The 17,164-nt window shown below is 67.9% G+C and carries 13 protein-coding genes; 4 read left to right on the top strand and 9 right to left on the bottom strand.

Translation table 11 applies throughout. The features are described from left to right. Positions 1-97: 97 nt before the first annotated feature. Entirely contained in the window at positions 98-817 is a 720-nt protein-coding gene (locus tag AC3IT0_RS10640) for a response regulator (RefSeq protein ID WP_489323648.1), read from the bottom strand. Further along, the gene (locus AC3IT0_RS10635) at positions 814-2,766 is read right to left on the bottom strand and encodes a DUF4118 domain-containing protein (RefSeq protein WP_489323647.1); all 1,953 of its coding nucleotides are present in this window, start codon (positions 2,764-2,766) and stop codon (positions 814-816) included. The genes AC3IT0_RS10640 and AC3IT0_RS10635 overlap by 4 nt, the downstream gene beginning before the upstream one ends. A gap of 177 nt (positions 2,767-2,943) precedes the next feature. On the opposite strand from AC3IT0_RS10635, the gene AC3IT0_RS10630 reads away from it, so the two are divergent. Then, on the top strand, positions 2,944-4,917 hold the full coding sequence (locus AC3IT0_RS10630; RefSeq protein WP_489323646.1) for an APC family permease: 1,974 nt from the start codon (positions 2,944-2,946) through the stop codon (positions 4,915-4,917). Positions 4,918-4,937: 20 nt separating this feature from the next. On the opposite strand, the gene AC3IT0_RS10625 is transcribed toward AC3IT0_RS10630, so the two are convergent. Then, on the bottom strand, positions 4,938-5,693 hold the full coding sequence (locus AC3IT0_RS10625) for a ZIP family metal transporter (RefSeq protein ID WP_489323645.1): 756 nt from the start codon (positions 5,691-5,693) through the stop codon (positions 4,938-4,940). Between the two features lie 173 nt (positions 5,694-5,866). Between AC3IT0_RS10625 and AC3IT0_RS10620 the strand changes: the two genes are divergently transcribed. Further along, positions 5,867-6,487, top strand: coding sequence for an L-threonylcarbamoyladenylate synthase (locus AC3IT0_RS10620; RefSeq protein WP_058932553.1), 621 nt, complete (start codon positions 5,867-5,869; stop codon positions 6,485-6,487). 17 nt (positions 6,488-6,504) lie between these two features. Here the strand turns inward: AC3IT0_RS10620 and ligD are convergent, their stop codons facing one another. Continuing rightward, on the bottom strand, positions 6,505-7,527 hold the full coding sequence (ligD, locus tag AC3IT0_RS10615; protein ID WP_489323644.1) for a non-homologous end-joining DNA ligase: 1,023 nt from the start codon (positions 7,525-7,527) through the stop codon (positions 6,505-6,507). 78 nt (positions 7,528-7,605) lie between these two features. On the opposite strand from ligD, the gene AC3IT0_RS10610 reads away from it, so the two are divergent. Continuing rightward, positions 7,606-8,283, top strand: a complete 678-nt coding sequence (locus AC3IT0_RS10610; RefSeq protein ID WP_489323643.1) for an alpha/beta hydrolase family protein — start codon at positions 7,606-7,608, stop codon at positions 8,281-8,283. A gap of 43 nt (positions 8,284-8,326) precedes the next feature. Here the strand turns inward: AC3IT0_RS10610 and AC3IT0_RS10605 are convergent, their stop codons facing one another. Further along, positions 8,327-8,470 (bottom strand): hypothetical protein, encoded by a 144-nt coding sequence (locus AC3IT0_RS10605; RefSeq protein WP_489323904.1) that lies wholly within the window; start codon positions 8,468-8,470, stop codon positions 8,327-8,329. A 164-nt stretch (positions 8,471-8,634) separates the two neighbouring features. After that, positions 8,635-11,283: an ATP-dependent RNA helicase gene (locus AC3IT0_RS10600; protein WP_489323642.1), complete on the bottom strand. Its 2,649-nt coding sequence runs from the start codon at positions 11,281-11,283 to the stop codon at positions 8,635-8,637. Between the two features lie 62 nt (positions 11,284-11,345). On the opposite strand from AC3IT0_RS10600, the gene AC3IT0_RS10595 reads away from it, so the two are divergent. Next, complete coding sequence (locus tag AC3IT0_RS10595) at positions 11,346-11,606, top strand: hypothetical protein (RefSeq protein ID WP_489323769.1); 261 nt, start codon at positions 11,346-11,348, stop codon at positions 11,604-11,606. 42 nt (positions 11,607-11,648) lie between these two features. On the opposite strand, the gene ggt is transcribed toward AC3IT0_RS10595, so the two are convergent. From ggt to AC3IT0_RS10580, 3 genes are all read right to left on the bottom strand, one after another. Beyond that, positions 11,649-13,478, bottom strand: a complete 1,830-nt coding sequence (gene ggt / locus AC3IT0_RS10590) for a gamma-glutamyltransferase (protein ID WP_489323641.1) — start codon at positions 13,476-13,478, stop codon at positions 11,649-11,651. Positions 13,479-13,580: 102 nt separating this feature from the next. Then, complete coding sequence (locus AC3IT0_RS10585; protein WP_489323640.1) at positions 13,581-14,837, bottom strand: MFS transporter; 1,257 nt, start codon at positions 14,835-14,837, stop codon at positions 13,581-13,583. 10 nt (positions 14,838-14,847) lie between these two features. Beyond that, positions 14,848-17,007: an elongation factor G-like protein EF-G2 gene (locus AC3IT0_RS10580; RefSeq protein ID WP_489323639.1), complete on the bottom strand. Its 2,160-nt coding sequence runs from the start codon at positions 17,005-17,007 to the stop codon at positions 14,848-14,850. Positions 17,008-17,164: the final 157 nt, after the last annotated feature.

Below are 17,164 nucleotides of genomic sequence, written 5' to 3'. Positions count from 1 at the left end.
TGCGGTACGGAACAGAGTCGAAAAGGAACAGTCAACATCCTGCCGCACTTCCAGCCGGGTTCATAGGGTTCACGGCACTCGGATTTTCCCTCCGGATTCAGGGCATAAAACGGTATCCCACACCAGGTTCGGTGACCAGGTGGCGGGGTTTCGCGGGATCGGCCTCCAGCTTCCGCCGCAGCTGGGCCATGTACACGCGCAGGTAGTTGGCCTCCGTCTGATAGGCCGGACCCCAGACGTCCAGCAGCAGCTGCTGCTGGGTCACCAGCCGGGCAGGGTTCCGGACCAGCAGTTCCAGGATGTTCCATTCGGTCGGCGTCAGCCGGACAACGTCACCGTCCCTCGTGACCTGCCGTTGAGCCAAGTCCACGGTGAAGGAGGATGCGGCCACCGTGGGTGCCGACGCGGGATCCGGAACGCGGCGGAGGAGCGCACGCAGGCGGGCCAATAGCTCGTCGAGTCCGAACGGCTTGGTGATGTAGTCGTCCGCACCTGCATCCAGGGCGTCGACTTTGTCCGATGAGCCGTGGCGTGCGGACAGCACCAGTACGGGCAGGTTGCTCCATCGACGGAGTTCCCGCAGGACTTCCGCTCCGTCAAGGTCCGGCAGCCCGAGGTCCAGGATCATCACGTCCGGCGGACGGTGGGATGCGGCACGCAAGGCGGTTCCGCCGTCGGCCGCTGTCTCCACGGCGTAACCGTGGGCCTGTAGCGTGATCCGGAGTGCCTTCAGCAGGTGGGGATCGTCGTCCACAACAAGCACACTGGTCCGGTGGCCGCCCTGCGTGCCGGAAGAATCGGTCTGGTCCGTGTTCACGTGGCCTCCTGCCGAGGCAGGTCGGCCGCGTGGCGCGCGCCCGGGGAACCCGTGGAAAGGGCCAGCCTGATCACCATGGTCAACCCACCGCCGGGCGTCTCCTGTGCAGTCAGCGTGCCGCCCATGGCCCTGACGAACCCGTCAGCGACGGCCAGGCCCAGTCCCACGCCGGTGGCCTGGGGCCGGTCGTGGAGCCGCTGGAACGGCTGGAACATCTCCAGCACCTTCCCGGCGGGCACACCAGCGCCGTGATCGATGATCCACAGTTCGCCGGACGGATAGCCATCCAGCGTGGCTGCGCCCATGCCGTCGGAAGTTCCGGTGATGGTGATTCCCGAACCCGGCGCGTACTTGACGGCGTTTTCCACAATGTTCGCAATAACGCGGTCCAGCAGCACCGGATCGGCTTCGACTGTAGGCATGTTGGCGGGCAGCTCCACGCGGACTGTACCGTCCGGGAGCCCGCGCAGGGCCGGCGCCACAACCTCGCTCCACCGCACGGGTCCCAGCAGCGGCCGGACGGAATCGGCGGTGATCCGTGACATGTCCAGGAGGTTGCCCACCAGCTGGTCCAGCCGGTCCGTGCATTCGTCAATGGTTTCCAGGAGCTCCCTTTCCTCCGCGGGCGTATAGGTGACGGTCCGCTGCAGCAGGCCGCCGGCGGCGAGTTTGATCCCGGCCAGGGGCGTCCGCAGGTCATGGGACACCGCCCGCAGGATCGCCGTGCGCATGGTGTTTCCTTCGGCCAGCCGCAGCACCTCGCGCCGGCTAACGGCCAGCTGGCGGCGTTCCAGGTGGGCTTTCACGTGGACCGCAAACGCACCCAGCAGGCGGCTTTCCGCTGCGGGCACCTCCCGGCCGAACAGCACCAGCCAGGTGTCGTCGTCGACCGGTTCTGCAGTGCTGCCCGGCAGTCCGGTGACGCCATGCTCCCACCCGGCGGTATCCCCCGCGCCGGCCACGAGCGACCAGGCCCGGCCGTCCGCGCCGCGGACTCCGGAGGATCCCGACGCCGGGACGGAACCTTCCGCCATGGCCTCCCGGCTGCTGAACACGCCGGCACCGGTGGCACCAAAAACGTCCAGGGCCTCCGCCAGGATCCCGTCCAGGGTGTCCTCCGAACGCGAGGCGCCCAGCGCAAGGTCGCCCAGCGTCGCGGCCTCCGCCTGGGCGCGGGCGGCTTCCTTGGACCTGCGGGCAGACGTGTCCACCACGCCCGCAACTGCCACGGAGACCCCAACAAACACGCCGAGGGAAAGGAAGTCCTGCGGATCGCTGATGGCCAGATCCCCCAGGGGCGGCGTGGAAAAGTAGTTCACCAGCACGCTGCTCCACAAAGCGCCGACGACGGCCGGCCACAACCCGCCCACCAGCGACACCGCAACCGCGCCGGCGAGCTGGATCAGGACGGCAGTGGCAACGCTGTGTTCGAAGGCTGCGAGCAGCAGCTGCAGCAGGACCGGCAGTGTTGCTGCGAGCGCAAAGCCAATGCCAACCCTGGTCCGGCCCAGGTCCGGCCGCCTGTGTGGTGCCTTCCGCCGGGACGGGACGCGGGGAACGACCTGGACAGCAACGTCCCCCGCGCCGCGCACCACGCGGGCTTCCACGGAGCCGCCGGCAAACAACCCCGCCAGCACTCCGGCAAGCGGCCCGCGGCGGGATTGCCCCACAACAATATGGGTCGCTCCGCTCTTTCGGGCGAAGTCCAGAAGGGCCCGGGCCGGATCCGACGCGGAGACGGTGTGGTAGGTCCCGCCCGCGCCATTGACGAGCCGCCGCTGTGCCTCCAGGACCTGTGGAGACTCGCCCGCGGCACCGCCTGCGGTGCGGACGTGGACGGCCACCAGCTCGCCGCCGTCGCTCCTTTCAAGAATCCTGTGGGCACGGCGGATGAGCAGTTCTGCGTCGTCGCTGCCGTTGAGGCCAACGATTATCTGTTCCCGTGCCATGCGGCCATTCTCCCACCCGGATCCGGACGTCCCGTGCGGCCCCCACCCTGGGATGGTGGCTTTGGCCATACGGGTGTTAAGGATGCGTCAGGATCCGCCGGAATCCGGCTCCGGCACGTCTCCCCCGTACTAGATTCAGCTGTGCCGCCGTGCTGTGCCGCGGACGGAAAGGCATGTATGACCACCATGAGCAGACCTCCCGCCGATCCCTCGGCCCTCCGCCCGACGCGCAGGGCGGCCCTGGGCAGTTGGCTGCTGCATGGATTGGAGGACGCGAAGGGCACCCATCAGGGGCCGGGCGGGCTCGCCGACCAGCGGAAGAAGCACCACTGGTGGCAGGTGATGTGCCTGACCGGCGTGGACTACTTCTCCACGCTCGGCTACCAGCCCGCCATCGCTGCGCTCGCGGCGGGCGTTATCTCTCCCCTGGCCACGCTGGTCCTGGTGGCTGTCACACTGTTCGGCGCGCTCCCGGTCTACCGCCGGGTTGCCATCGAAAGCCACCGCGGCGAGGGATCCATTGCCATGCTGGAGCGCCTGCTGGCCAAGTGGCGGGGCAAGCTCCTGGTGCTGGTGCTGCTGGGGTTCGCGGCCACCGACTTCATGATCACCATGACGCTGTCGGCTGCGGACGCAACGGCCCACCTGATCGAGAATCCCTTTGCCCCGGACATGCTGCACGGCCAGGAGGTGGCCGTGACGCTGGTCCTGCTTGCTTTGCTCGCCGCGGTCTTCCTGCGCGGGTTCAAGGAGGCCATCGGCGTCGCCGTGGTGCTGGTGGTGGTGTACCTGGGGCTGAACGTGGTGGTGATAGCCAGGGCGCTCGGGGAGGCTGCCACCCACCCCGTTGCTGTGGGCGACTGGTGGCAGACCCTCACCACGTCGCACGGCAATCCCTTGATGGCGGTGGCGATCGCCCTGCTGGTCTTCCCCAAGCTGGCGTTGGGACTGTCCGGTTTCGAAACCGGCGTTGCGGTGATGCCGCAGGTCCGCGGCGGCGCGGGCGATACCGAGCAGAACCCGATCGGGCGGATCCAGGGGACCCGGCGGATGCTGACCACCGCCGCCGTGATCATGAGTTCCTTCCTGGTCACCAGCAGCTTCACCACGGTGGTCCTGATCCCGGCGGACGAGTTCCTGCCGGGCGGGCAGGCGAACGGCAGGGCGTTGGCGTTCCTGGCGCACGAACATCTCGGCGCCGGCTTTGGGACCGTTTATGACCTCAGCACCATCGCCATCCTCTGGTTTGCCGGCGCATCAGCGATGGCCGGCCTGCTGAACCTTGTGCCGCGCTACCTGCCGCGCTATGGCATGGCGCCTGAGTGGGCCAAGGCCGTCCGTCCGCTCGTGCTCGTCTTCACGCTGATCGGGTTCCTGATCACCTGGCTGTTTGAGGCCGACGTCGACGCCCAGGGCGGTGCGTACGCCACCGGCGTCCTGGTGTTGATGACCTCGGCGGCAGTTGCCGTGACACTCTCCGCCCGCCGGCTGCAGCAGCGCAACCGGACCATCGGCTTTGGCATCATCACCGTGCTCTTTGTCTACACAACAGTTGCTAATATCTTTGAACGTCCGGAAGGAATCCGGATTGCCGGCTTCTTCATCCTGGGGATCATCAGCATCTCGCTGCTCTCGCGCGTGCTGCGGTCCTTCGAACTGCACGCCACGCACGTCCGGCTGGACACCCAGGCGCTTGAGTTCATGGCGGACACCCTGTCCGGGCCCATCGGGATCATCGCCCATGAACCGCTGCGCCAGTCAGCGGACGCTTACCGGCAGAAGCTGGCGTCCGCCACCGAAGCGAGCCACTTCCCCTCTGATTACCGGCCCCTGTTCCTGGAAGTGACAGTGGATGACTCCTCCGACTTCGAGACCGCCCTGGAGGTCCGGGGTGTGGTGCGGCACGGGTTCGACGTGCTGGAAGTCCATGGACCGGTTGTGCCCAACACCATCGCTTCGGTGCTCCTGCACATCCGCGATGTGACCGGGCTGATGCCGCACGTCTACTTCCGCTGGACCGAGGGCAATCCTGCCGTGAACCTCCTGAAGTTCCTGGTGCTGGGCGAAGGCGAGATCGCACCCGTGACACGCGAGATCCTGCGTGAAGCCGAACCGGATGTCACGAAGCGGCCGTGGGTGCATGTGGGCTGAGCGTTGACGCCGGCGGGACGTCACCCTCCGAGTTGGTGGACTGTGAAGGCCGTCAGGAACCCGACGGAAGCGGTCAGTCCCGTGAGGTTGTGATGCTCTTCGAACGCCTCGGGGATCATCGTGTCCGCGAGCATCGCCAGGATCCCGCCCGCCGCGATCGCGGTAATGAAGGCGATGACGGCGTCCGGAGCGTTCTCCAGCGCCACGTACCCGAGCAGTGAGGCGAGCCCACACATGACGGCAATGCCTCCCCACACCCCAAAAATGTAGCCGGTGCTGCGGCCTGCCTTTTTCATCCCGGCAGTTCCGGAAAGGCCCTCGGGAACGTTGGAGATGAACACAGCCGCAAGCATGGCCGGACTGACTGATCCCGCGGTGATGAGTCCGACGCCGAGCACTATTGACTCCGGGATCCCGTCGAGGAGAGCACCGAAGGCGATGGCCGCGCCGCTGCCCGGGCTCTCCTGCTCCGACGGTTGCTGGCCGCCTGAGCGTTTGCGGTGTTTAGCGCCCGCCCGCGTGAGGAGCGTGTTCGCTCCCACGTAGACCACGGAACCGGCCAGGAATCCGGCCACGGTGGGCCACAGGCCCCCTCCCTCAACAGCCTCACCGACGAGTTCGAACGCCAGCGCCGATATCAGCACGCCAGCCCCAAAGGACATGATCGAGGAGACAAGTTTGGACGGAATGGGCCATTTCCATGACGCGGCGGCCCCCAGTACCAGGGCGGCACCGGCCACGGTTCCCCACATCAACGCCTGAAGCCACTCCGGCATGCTGCCACCCTTCGTTTGCCCGACCAGGACTCATCCACCCGGTCTCACCAGCCTGGATGAACCTATACGCCCTGAACCTATCCTCCGTCGGCGTTGTACGCACGGCGCCGTGCCTGTCCACGGAGCCGTGCCTGTCTTCTGGCCAGGGCGGCAATTGTCGTAGGCTCAGGAGCATGGCCAGATACTTTGATGTTCATCCCCAGGATCCCCAGCCCCGCGCGATCACGCAGGCCGTGAAGATCGTGCTCGACGGCGGGCTGATCGCCTACCCCACGGACTCCTGCTACGCCCTCGGGGCCCAGCTGGGCAACAAGGATGCGCTGGACCGGATCCGGAATATCCGCAAGCTCGACGACAAGCACCACTTCACGCTGGTGTGCAAGGACTTCGCCCAGCTGGGCCAGTTCGTGAACATCGGCAACGACGTCTTCCGCGCCATCAAGGCCGTCACGCCCGGAAGCTACACGTTTATCCTGCCGGCCACCAAGGAAGTGCCGCGCCGGCTGCTGCACCCGAAGAAAAAGACCGTGGGCGTGCGGATCCCGGACAACCGCGTGGTCCAGGCGCTCCTGGCCGAACTTGGCGAACCGCTGCTCTCCAGCACCCTGCTGCTCCCGGACGAGGAAGACCCGCTGACCCAGGGCTGGGAAATCAAGGAACGGCTCGAGCACGAAGTGGACGCCGTCATCGATTCCGGCGACTGCGGAGCAGAGCCCACCACGGTGATCGACTATTCGAGCGGAGTGGCGGAAGTGGTCCGGCGCGGCACCGGCGACCCGTCCCGGTTCGAGTAACCCGGGCTCGAACGGACTCAGTCCTGTTTGCGGGCCCGGCTCGGCTGCACCCGCGGGGGCTCACCGGGCATCTTCGGGTAGTCCGGCGGGAAGGGCAGTTCGCCGAGGCCAGCCTTGAGGTCCCGCTCCCACCAGCCCAGCAGCACGTCGATGGTGCCCGGTTGCGCCTTCATGTCTGCCCAGGGATCGCCCACGGTCCTGAGCCGTTCCGGCACCGTCAGGATGGTGAAGTTTTTGGGATCCGCGCTGCCCAGTTCGTCCCAGCTGATGGGGCAGGAGACCGGCGCGTGGGCCAGCGCGCGGGGGCTGTACGCGCCGGCGATGGTCCGGTCCCGGTTCGCCTGGTTGAAGTCCAGGAACACCTTCACACCGCGCTCCTCCTTCCACCAGGCCGTGGTGACCTTGTCCGGCATCCGCCGCTCCAGTTCGCGGGCCGCAGCGATCACCGCGTGGCGGACTTCCAGGAATTCGTGGTTGGGCTCGATAGGCGCGTAAACGTGGAGGCCGCGATTCCCCGAGGTCTTGATGAAAGTATCCAGCCCGGCCTCCGCCAACACCTCTTTCAGCGCCAGTGCAGCCGGGACGGCGTCGTCGAAGTCTGTGCCCGGCTGCGGGTCAAGGTCAATTCGCAGCTGGTCCGGGTTATCGGTGTTCCCTGCATGCGAGGGCCACGGATGGAACACCACCGTATTCATCTGCACCGCCCACACGGCCGCGGCAGGTTCGTCAAGGACCAGCATGGGGTGCGAGCGTGCGCTCGGAAAGACCACCTTCACCGACCGGATGAAGTCCGGCGTGCCCTTGGGCGGGTTCTTGGAGAAGAACTGGTCCCCCTCGACGTTCTCTGAGAACCTCTGCAGCGCCACCGGCCGGTCACCGTTCGCGGCAATGAACGCCTCCCCCACGTCCACCATGTAGCGTGCGAGGTCCAGCTTGGTCAGGCCCAGGTCAGGCCAGAGCACCCTGCTGGGGCTGGAAACGCGCATCTCGCGCTCGCCGTTCGGTCCCGGGACAGTGAGGGTGGTCTGTTCGCTCGCCATGGGGCCAAACCTACCCTGCGCCGCTCGCGGCGTCAGCACCCCGCCCCTCCTGTGGCACGTTTCCGGCATGATGGATCCATGACCGTCTCAGAGTCCGCCCTGACGATCGCCGTGGGCGACGTCGGCGTTTCCGCCGCCTATGCCCGCCCGGACAGCCCTTTCGCCACCTTGGTGCTGGCGCACGGGGCAGGCGCTGGTATGGAGCATCCCTTCATGAGCGGGTTCACCCGCGGACTGAACGACGACGCCGTTGCCACCTTGCGCTTTAACTTCCCCTACCGCGAGGCCGGCCGGAAGTTCCCGGACCGGCCGCCAGCAGCCATCGCCGCCTGGCGCGCCGCCATGGACGAAGCCACGCGCCAAGCCCAGGCCCACGGTGATACCGGACCGGTGTGGGCGGCCGGCAAATCGTTCGGCGGCCGGATGGCGTCCATGGCCGTCGCCGAGGGAATGGACACTGCCGGACTTGTCTACCTCGGGTATCCCCTCCACCCGCCCGGCAAACCGGAAAAGCTCCGCGACGAGCACCTCTACGGGCTCACCCTCCCCATGCTGTTCCTGCAGGGCACCCGCGACACCTTCGCGACGCCGGACCTGCTGGAGGGTGTGGTCTCCCGGATCGGCCGGTCTGCCGTCCTTGACTGGATCGACGGCGGTGACCATTCCTTCGCCGTGGCAGGCAAGAAGCGCGACGCTGCGGAGATCGGAGCGTCGCTGGCACCGAGGGTGGCGGAGTTCATGCGGAGCCGCGTCTGACCGGTCCGGCCAGATGTGCCGTCCGGCCAGTCGTCCGGTCCGGCTAGGCGACGTCCTCGTGCCACCAGCCTTCCCAGGCGGTGGAGGTCAGCCGGCCGGTGGGGAAATCGGTCTTCCCGATCCCGCTGTTGTGCGGGCGGCTGCCCTCTCCGCGGCCGGCGTCAAGGAGGAAGTTCAGGCTACTCAAAAGCAACATTATTGTGTCCCTTCGTGTGGTGGTCTGGACCACGTTGTCCAAGTAGGAACGAGCCTAACTGGGCCATGTTTCAGCGCGTCGACGCAACGTTTCGGCCACGTATCCTTCATCTCACCTGTGCAACCACCGAAAGAAGGCGCGCGGCGGGGCCGGCGTCACATGCGGGCTTTGGTCCGGGCAGTCGGCTGCGCTGTCCAGGGATCCTCCGGCCACGGATGTCTGGGGTAACGGCCGCGCATCTCGGACCGCACTTGTGCGTAGGGCCCGGACCAGAACGACGCCAGGTCATCCGTCACGGCGAGCGGCCTCCGCGCGGGTGAGAGCAGGTGGAAGAGGACAGGCACCCTGCCGTCCACCAGCCGTGGCGTCTCAGCCCAGCCAAAGCATTCCTGCAGCTTGACCGCGACAACCGGCGGGCCGGCTTTGTCCGAAACCTCGGGGTAATCGATCCGCACCATGGAGCCGCTCGGCACTTTCAGTGCCTCCGGTGCCAGTTCCGCCAGGCGGACCGCCTCGGGCCAGGGCAGCAGTCGCCGCAAGGGGTTGGTGAGGTCGATGCTGTTGGTGGCGGCACCGCCAGCCAGTGCCTCCAGCTCCGGTCCCAGCCAGGAGTCCAGCCGTGCCAGCAGTGACTGTTCCGAAACGTCGGGCCACGGCTCGCCCAATTCGCGGCGCAGCAAGGCGAGGCGGCGGCGCAACGCGTCGGCCGCCGTCGACCATCCGATGGTTCCCAGCCCGTCCTTGGCGAGGGCGCGGGCCACGGCGGCCCGGCCGTCCTCGGCGGAGGGGCGGACGGGGGTGGAGGACAGGCTGATGGCACCCAGCCGGTGTTCCCGCCTGGCCTTCACCCGGCCCTGGCTGAACTGCGCTTCCACGGTGTCGGTCAGGAGGTGCCCGGCGGCCGCCTCGGCGGTGTCGGCGCTCAGCGGCGCGGCGGACCGGATTACCGCGCCCGTGCCGGCAGCGTCCCGGCCGGCGGCGCGTGAAACTTCCGCCACGGCCAGCCACTCATGCCCTGTCAGCGGACTGCCCGCCGGCAACCCCGCGCGAGTGCCGGACGACAGCAGGTACCGTGCCGGGCCGTCGCCCGGGACACGCCGGGCCACGCGGTCCGGGAACGCCAGCGCGACGACGACGCCCACCGCCTCCGCAGCTGTCACCGGCGCGTTGCTGACCAGGGAGGCGATGGCGGAAGGGCCGACGGCGGCGCCTTCCTTCCGTGCGATGGTCTCCAGCCGGCGAACGTCCTCCGCCCAGCGCCGGGCGGCGGGGTCCGTTCCGGTGCGCAGGGCGGTCAGCAGCCGCGTGAGGTCGGCCCCCGGGGCCCGCTGGTCCCCCGCCACGAGTGCCACCGCTTCTGCCGCGGCGCGGTGGCCCACGGCCGCTGCGCCGTCCAGCAGTGCGCGGGCCAGCCGGGGATCGGCCGGGACCCTGGCCAGCGTCCGCCCCAGCTTGGTGGCGTGCCCGTCCCGCGCCACGGCTCCGAGTTCGCGCAGGACCTCCACAGCCTCGCCCATGGCTGCCGCAGGAGGTGCATCCGGCAGTGCCAGCCCGGCGCCGCCCGGTGATCCCCAGCAGGCCAGGAGCAGCGCGGCACCGGTGAGGTCCGCGACAGCGATCTCGGGCGTTACATGCGCCGGCGCGGCACCGTACGTTTTCTGGTCGTAGCAGCGGACCACCCGGCCCGGGCCCTGCCGCGCGGCGCGGCCGGCCCGCTGTTCGGCCGAGGCCCGGGAGCAGGAAACAGTTACCAACCCGGACATGCCGCGGCTGGCATCACGGCGGGGTTCCCTGGTCAGCCCGGAGTCGATCACCAGCCGCACACCAGGGACGGTCAGGGACGACTCGGCCAGGTCCGTGGACACGATGATCCGTACCGGGCCGCCCGGCCGGCGCCCGGAGACGGCCTGGTCCTGTTCGGTGGGGCTGGCCTGGCCGTGGAGTTCCAGCACATCGGTCCCGGGGGCCGCCCGGCCGCGGAGCCGGGCTGCCACATAGGAGACCTCCCAGGCCCCCGGGACAAAGACCAAGGCATCAGTGCCCGCGTCCAGTGCCACCGCGGCCGCGTGGGCCTGCGCGGCGGTATCTGCCACGTGGTCGAGGAACCCTCGTGTCACCCCGCGGTCGTCCAGCCGCGGCACGGCGGCGGGTACCCAGTCCACGGCCAGGGGGTACAGCGCTGAGGGGCAGTCGACGACGGGCGCCGGCCCGCCGCCGTCGTCCGCTGTCCCTGTCTGTCCTTTCCCTGCGTTCCCGTCTGTTCCCCCGATCAGGGCGGCGAAGCGGGGCGCGTCCAGTGTGGCGGACATAGCCACGAGGGTGAGGTCGCCGCGCAACTGGCGCACTTCGGTGAGCATCCCCAGCAGCAGGATGCCCGGCGTGACAAACTCCACTACGGTGGCAGGGCCGGCCTGGCGTTCTCCGCGGACGGTGTACCCCACGCGGTCTCCGATCCGGCTGCCGTCCAGGGCGGCCAGCCGCCGGGCAGCTGCACGCGCCGCGACCCGCCGCGGCTGTGTGACCACCACACGCCGGGCCGTTCTGGTAGGTCCCGTCAGGTTGGCGAGCAGCGGCGGGACAAGCGTCGTTTTGCCGGTGCCGGGCGGTGCCTGCACCACTGCCGTACCCGCCGCACCGCCGGCGCGCAGCACCGAGGACAACTCCGCGAGCGACTCAGCAAAGGCCAAACCGGTGCCGATGGCCGCCAGATCAAAGGTGGCGGCACCAGGGGTGCCGGCGGGGACGGCGGCGGATTTGGGTGGCGATGTCACCCGTCCATTGTCGCCGCAATCCCCCACCGCCATCAGCGCAGGTGCGCCTGGATAGGTCAGACTGGAGGTCGTCGACCATGAAAGCAGGACTTCCCTTGATCAACCTCCAGCAGGACTCCGAAGGCTTCATCCGTATGAAGCGGCACTTTCCCGCCAGTGCCACCGTGACGGTCACGTTCAGCGACGGCTCCCAGGAGGAGTTCTCCGGCCGCCGTCTCAACGAGATCTACGACGACGCCCTGGCGGTGTTCCGCGCCCAGAATCACCTTGATGCCAAGGGTTTTTCCCGTGGCCCGCAGAAAAAGGTGCAGACCAGCATCGAGTTTGTTCCCGTCCGGCCCGGGATGGGGCAGTAACCCGGGCCACCCCGGCCATCCGGCTCACCGCGGCAAGTTGGTTCACCGCGACGGTTTGACCACCATCGCCGAACCGCCTCCGCGCCGTGTGGGTTCGGCCGCGGCAACCATGACGCCATCATCTTGGAACTCGATGGCCGTGGCCGCCCCGATCTCGGCTGTTGTGGAGAACGTGTGGCCGTACGTGGTCAGCTGCGCTTCGTAAGCCGCCCTGAAGGCAGGCTCGGCAGCCACCGCGGGAGTATTCCTTTGCGACGCGCGCGGGGCCGCGATCGCCTCGGAGATAGTCATGCCCAGGTCCACGCGGTTGAGGATTGTCTGCAGGACCGTGGTGATGATCATCGATCCGCCGGGGGAACCGAGCGCCAGGAACGGCTTCTCGTCCTTGAGGATGATGGTGGGCGACATTGAGGAGCGCGGGCGTTTGCCCGCTTCGATCCGGTTCGGGTCGGTGGGGACATAGACGGTGGAGAAGTCGGTGAGCTCGTTGTTGAGGATGAACCCACGGCCGGGAACCACGATGCCGGAACCGCCGGTCTGCTCAATCGTGAGCGTGTACTCCACCACGTTCCCCCACTTGTCCGCCACAGTCAGGTTGGTCGTGGAGATGTTTTCGGTGTCCTTCTCGTCCGCGGCTGCCGCCGACGAAACCGTGCAGACGCCGTCGAACCCGGAAACGTCACCGGCGGCGACGGGCTTCGGTGTCGCCGCATGCTTCGGGTCGATTGCGCACGCCCGTTCCTTGCCAAACAGCGGGTTGGTCAGCGCTTCGGTGGGGACGTCGACAAATGCCGGGTCGCCCAGGTACTTGGCGCGGTCCGCGAAAGCGAGTGCGCTGGCCTCAAGGTAGTGGTGCAGGGCGCCCGGCGTGGTCATCCCGGCCAGGTTGAACGGCGCCAGGATGTTCAGTGCCTCGCCCACGGTGGTGCCGCCGCTGCTGGAGGGCGCCATGCCATAAACGTCGTAGTCGCGGTACTCCACATGGGTGGGCTCCTGGTCCAGCGTCCGGTATGCGGCGAGATCCGCCGTCGTCAGGTAGCCCGGTGGAACGGGCAGCGTGGTAGTGGCACTCTTGGGCGGCGCCTGCACCGTGGCGGCAATCTCCGCTGCGAGCGGGCCGCCGTAGAAGGCATCCGTCCCCTCCTTGGCAAGGAGGCGGTACGTCTTGGCGAGGTCCTGGTTGTGGAGGATACTGCCGACGGCGGGCAGTTCGCCGCCGGGGAGGAACAGGCTGCTCGTGGCAGGGAAGGCCTCGAACCGCGCCTGGTTGTCGGCCGTCTGCTGGCGGAAGGTCTCGTCTACTACGAAGCCACGCTCAGCCACCTTGATGGCAGGTTCGAGGGCCTCATCAAGGTCCAGGGTGCCCCATCGATCCAGGGCCCGTTCCCACGTGGCCGGCGTACCCGGGACACCTACCGAGACGCCGCTGGTGATCAGTTCCGGAGAGAAACGGTACGGGCTGCCGGCCGGGTTCGCGGGTGTGATGGTGGCGGGGTCTATGAACGCGTTGGTCGGCATCGTTGCCGGAGCCGTCTCGCGTCCATCTATGGTTCCCACGTCACGGGTCTTCGCATCGTAGAACACGAAGTAACCTCCCCCGCCGATGCCGGCACTGTAGGGCTCGGTCACACCCAGGGTCGCGGCCGCGGCGACGGCGGCGTCCGCCGCATTGCCGCCGTCGCGCAGGACCTCGATCGCCGCGGCGGACGCTTCCGGGTCAACGGTGCTCACCGCCCCGCCGTACCCGGTCGCCGTCGCCTCCTTCTTGATCTCCCGGGGATCTGCGAACGCTGGGGTGGTGACAGCCCCACCCGTCACGCTCAAAGCCAGGACAGCAGTCACAGCAGCCAATTGACGTCGCACACTAGGCATGATCTCTCCCAAGTCAGGGTGTTTGCGCAGGGTGGGTTTGCGCCACGATACTCCGCCGGGTTGGGACTCTCAAGGCTCAACTTTTTGTGCCAAGGCCATGCCTCAGACCGGTGTGCCGGCTTCGGTGGTGGCAGTGTCGGCCGGCGAGCGCCGCCGCCGGCTGGCCAGCAGGAACGGCACGGCGAACAGTTCGATGACACCGCTGATGGCAAGCGAGAGGGGGTAACCGTACACGTCCGCTGCCCGGCCCATGAGCGGCTGGACCACAATTCCACCGCTCGATCCCATGAGCGAATCGAAACTGAGCACCGTTGCCCTCTGCTGCGAGGAAATCATGTCATTGAGGTAGGCCTGCCGCACCGGGGTGCCCGCCGCGGAGACCAGAGCCCAGAGCACCAGCAGCAGCAGGGCCACCCAAAACACGCGCGTGATGCCGAGCGCCACCAGGATTAGCCCGCCCATGCTGCTGCTCACCACCAGCACAGTGGTGCGCCTGCGGACCCGGCGCCGGACAGTTGGTGCCAACCAGCCGCCCAGGATCTGCGCTCCCGCCATAACGGCCGCCGCGAGTCCGGCGACGGAGTAGGCCCGCGGGTCCCCGAAGAGCTCCAGCAGGTACGGTTGCAGCGCGTAGAACACATAGAACCCGATGCCGGCACTGAACGGGGCGGAAAGCATGACGTACCGTACGGGCGGGTTCTTGAGGCCACTCTCAATGGAGGCCGTCAGCACTGCCCTGGTCGCTTTGAGCGGATGCGGGGAGCGTTCCGGAGTGAATCCAACATCGCGCATCAGCAAGAAGGCCACACTAAACATCGCCACGAGCACTCCGACGCGCACCAGGAACGGCACGCCCAGGTCAGTGACTTGGGCGATCACGCCGCCGGCCGCCGAGCCCACCAGCATCGCGAAGCCCGACACCATCTGTCCCCGTCCGAAGACGGTCTCCAGGTCCCCGTAATAACCCGAAAAATGCAGCGCATCGACGAGCCACGCCTCCACTGCCCCGGAGAAGAAAGTGAAGCCCAGACCCAGCAGGACCGACACCACCGCCCAGGACCAGAAGGGCGCGGATATCTGCCAGAGCAGGTAGTACAGGTAGGTGGAGACGGCCAGGGTGACGGTGCCGAGCAGGAATGAAACGCGGCGCCCCCAACTGTCCGCAATGACCCCGGTGGGTACTTCGAACAGGACCATGCCGGCTGTGAAGAAGGCGTTGGCCGCGAATGCTTCAAGGTTGCTCAGCCCGGCGTCCAACAGGAAGAGCGTGTTGATTCCCCAGATGAAGGAGGCCGCAAGGGTATTGCCCAGCGTCAGGGTGAGGTAGATGCGTTGGATCCTCCGCGCGGCAGCGTTCATAGGCTGGCTTTCATGAGCTGCTGGGCACCGGGTCATGCCGGAGGTACCGGCGCCGGAACCGGCCGGTCCCGGCAGTCAGCGCCCGCAGCTCCACGGCGTACTTCAGCAGTTCCTGGTCCGGAACTTCCGCGCTGATTTCGGTCAGCTCACCACCGGATGTGGCCGTGCCGGTGAGCCTGCCGCGGCGTGCTGAGAGGTCACTCATCACGGCCCCCACGTGCGCTTCGGATACCGTGATGCTGACGAAGGAAACCGGCTCGAGCAGCTGGATGCGACCTGTGGCGGCGGCCTCCCGGAGCGCAAGGGCCCCCGCCGCCTGGAACGCGGCGTCGGAAGAGTCAACGCTGTGGGCCTTGCCGCCCACCAGCGTGACGCGCAGGTCCACTACGGGGAACCCGGCAGCCAGCCCTTTCTGCATCTGCGCGCGCACCCCTTTCTCCACGGAGGAGATGAACGTTCCGGGGATCACCCCGCCCACTGTTTTGTCGACGAATTCGAACCCGCCGCCACGGTCCAGCGGCTCCACGTCGATGTCGCAGACGGCGTACTGCCCGTGGCCGCCGGACTGTTTGACGTGCCGGCCGTGGCCCGTTGCCGGGGCGGCGAACGTTTCCCGCAGCGGCGTCACCACGTCAATGGTGTGAAGCTTCACGCCCTGGTCGCGCAGCCTGTCCAGCACCACCTCGGCATGGGCCTCCCCCATGCACCAGAGGATCAGCTGGTGTGTTTCCGCGTTCCGCTCCACACGCAGCGTGGGATCGCCGGCGGCCACCTTGGCCAGGCTCCGGGCCAGCGCATCCTCGTCACTGCGCGAGTCCGCCTCCACTGCCACCGGCATCAGCGGTTCCGGCATCTCCCAGGTGGCCAGCAGCAGCGGCTGGTCCTTGGCCGAAATGGTGTCCCCGGTTTCGGCGCTTCCCAGCTTCGCCACCGCACAGATGTCACCGGCCACACAGTGCGCGACAGGGCGCAGGTTGGGGCCCAGCGGAGAATACAGGTGCGTGACGCGCTCGTCCGTGTCATGGTCCTGATGGCCGCGGTCGGCGAGCCCGTGCCCGCCGACGTGGACTGGAGTGTCAGCACGCAGCGTGCCGGAAAAGACCCGCGTCAGGCAGACCCTGCCAAGGAACGGATCAATGGTGGTGCGGACCACCTCAGCAGCCAGCGGCCCGTCCGGGTCACAGGCCAAGGCGGACGCCGGCGCGCCCGCCAGGTCAGTCACCTCCGGGAGGGCGCCCTCCACCGGCGACGGGAAGCCCCGGGTCAGGACTTCCAACAGTTCCGCCGTACCAAGCCCGGTGACCGCCGAGGTCGGCACCACCGGGAAAAAGGAACCGCGGGCGACGGCGGTTTCCAGGTCCGCGATCAGGACATCGGTATCGATGTCCTCACCACCCAGATAGCGGTCCATCAGGGTCTCGTCCTCGCTCTCCGCGATGATCCCTTCGATGAGCCGGCCCCGGGCGGCCTCCGACGCCGCGCGCTCGCCGGGGTCAGCGTCCCGGGAACCGGCGTCCGCGTTCCCGGCGGAGTAGTCAGAAACCGTGCCTGTCAGCAATCCCAGCAGCCCGCTGGTTTCGCCGCCGGCACGGACCGGGACGTACAACGGCAGCACCGCGTCGCCGAACGCCTGCTGGCAGGCGGCCAGGACGCCGTCGTAATCTGCCCGGAGGTGGTCAACGCGGGAGATGACCACAGCCCGCGGCATCCCCAGGCCTTCGCATTCGCCCCAGAGCGCCGTAGTGGTGGCGTCGATGCCGTCAACGGCGGAGACAACAAAGAGGGCGGCGTCCGCAGCCCGGAGCCCCGCCCGAAGTTCGCCGATAAAGTCCGGATAGCCCGGAGTGTCCAGCAGGTTCACCTTGATCCCGTCGACAAGCAGCGGAACCAGGGACAGCGTGACCGACCGTTGCTGCCGCACTGCCGAGGGGTCGGAATCGCTGACGGTGGTGCCCTCTGCGATGGAGCCTTTGCGTGAAATCATGCCGTGGGCGGCCAGCAATGCTTCGATCAGCAGGGTCTTCCCGGCGCCCGAATGCCCCACGAGCGCCACGTTGCGCACCTGTTCCGGATCTGTTGCCGCGATGCCGTGCGGAGCATCAGCCCGGCGCACCTCCGGCCCTCCCCGCCCCGGTGTCCGCGCTACGTCCTTTGCGGCTTTCACTGACATGGGAACCTCCTGGCGTCTTTGCCATGCACCGGGCCGAATCGTGTTCTCTGATTCGACACCCTGGCGGGCGCAAGGGCAAGAGCAACCACCGGGTCGGGGCGGCCGCAGCGGAGGATAATGGCAGCCAGAGCCCAAGAGTCCGTGCCACTGTGAAGGG

This window comes from Pseudarthrobacter sp. KH_020_B (assembly GCF_057840185.1).
This window is presented reverse-complemented; position numbering and strand designations above follow the sequence as displayed.

Excerpts from the sequence above, each read along its gene's own strand:
- AC3IT0_RS10620 (WP_058932553.1), top strand. The coding sequence starts at position 5,867 with ATGGCCAGATACTTTGATGTTCATCCCCAGGATCCCCAGCCCCGCGCG.
- AC3IT0_RS10630 (WP_489323646.1), top strand. The coding sequence starts at position 2,944 with ATGACCACCATGAGCAGACCTCCCGCCGATCCCTCGGCCCTCCGCCCG.
- ligD (WP_489323644.1), bottom strand. The coding sequence starts at position 7,527 with ATGGCGAGCGAACAGACCACCCTCACTGTCCCGGGACCGAACGGCGAG.
- AC3IT0_RS10635 (WP_489323647.1), bottom strand. The coding sequence starts at position 2,766 with ATGGCACGGGAACAGATAATCGTTGGCCTCAACGGCAGCGACGACGCA.
- AC3IT0_RS10610 (WP_489323643.1), top strand. The coding sequence starts at position 7,606 with ATGACCGTCTCAGAGTCCGCCCTGACGATCGCCGTGGGCGACGTCGGC.
- ggt (WP_489323641.1), bottom strand. The coding sequence starts at position 13,478 with ATGCCTAGTGTGCGACGTCAATTGGCTGCTGTGACTGCTGTCCTGGCT.
- AC3IT0_RS10585 (WP_489323640.1), bottom strand. The coding sequence starts at position 14,837 with ATGAACGCTGCCGCGCGGAGGATCCAACGCATCTACCTCACCCTGACG.
- AC3IT0_RS10580 (WP_489323639.1), bottom strand. The coding sequence starts at position 17,007 with ATGTCAGTGAAAGCCGCAAAGGACGTAGCGCGGACACCGGGGCGGGGA.
- AC3IT0_RS10600 (WP_489323642.1), bottom strand. The coding sequence starts at position 11,283 with ATGGCGGTGGGGGATTGCGGCGACAATGGACGGGTGACATCGCCACCC.
- AC3IT0_RS10625 (WP_489323645.1), bottom strand. The coding sequence starts at position 5,693 with ATGCCGGAGTGGCTTCAGGCGTTGATGTGGGGAACCGTGGCCGGTGCC.